The sequence below is a fragment of the Porphyromonas uenonis 60-3 genome (genome assembly GCF_000174775.1).
Lineage (GTDB): Bacteria > Bacteroidota > Bacteroidia > Bacteroidales > Porphyromonadaceae > Porphyromonas > Porphyromonas uenonis_A.
This window is the reverse complement of record NZ_ACLR01000233.1, coordinates 1-571: the sequence shown is the minus strand read 5'-3', so window position 1 is coordinate 571 and position 571 is coordinate 1. Positions and strand designations below refer to the sequence as shown.

Annotated in this window: 1 protein-coding gene; it reads left to right on the top strand. The window is 45.7% G+C overall.

Annotation, left to right across the window (positions count from 1 at the left end; translation table 11 throughout):
- Positions 1–346 precede the first annotated feature (346 nt).
- A partial coding sequence (locus PORUE0001_RS09490) for a redoxin domain-containing protein (RefSeq protein WP_262498097.1) occupies positions 347–571 on the top strand: 225 nt, incomplete at its 3' end.

The following is a 571-nucleotide window of genomic DNA, read 5'->3' as shown; positions in this document are numbered from 1 at the left end:
TTTAGGAGGCTCTACGGGAGTAGGGCTTTCCTCTCCGTACGGGCGCAGTCTATGTCCATACGGGAGGCAATTCATTTTCATGCGGATGAAAATCTAGTTTCACCTAGGAGAAACTCTAGTTTCATACGGAGGAAACTCTAGTTTCATACGGAGGAAACTCTAGTTTCATATGGGAGAAACTCTAGTTTCATATGGGAGAAACTACTCGCATTAGGGGGAGAATACCTTGTTCTAGGTATGCTGTTTGCTTTTTATTTTGGGTGCTTACCCCTATCTTTGTAGCTGTTGGTGGGGATGTCCGACCAACGGCAATAAATCTTTATCCAAAACTTAAATGCAAATGACTATGCAACCTATTATCAATAGCAACTTACCAGAGTTCAAAGTACCCGCATATACCAAGTCCAAGGGCTTCCACGAGGTCTCTAACGAGGATCTCAAGGGGCGCTGGAGCGTACTCTTCTTCTATCCTGGCGACTTCACCTTCGTATGTCCTACGGAGCTAGCTGACCTTGCCGACAACTATGCTGAGTTTCAGCAGATCGGCGTGGATATCTACTCTGTGAGCACA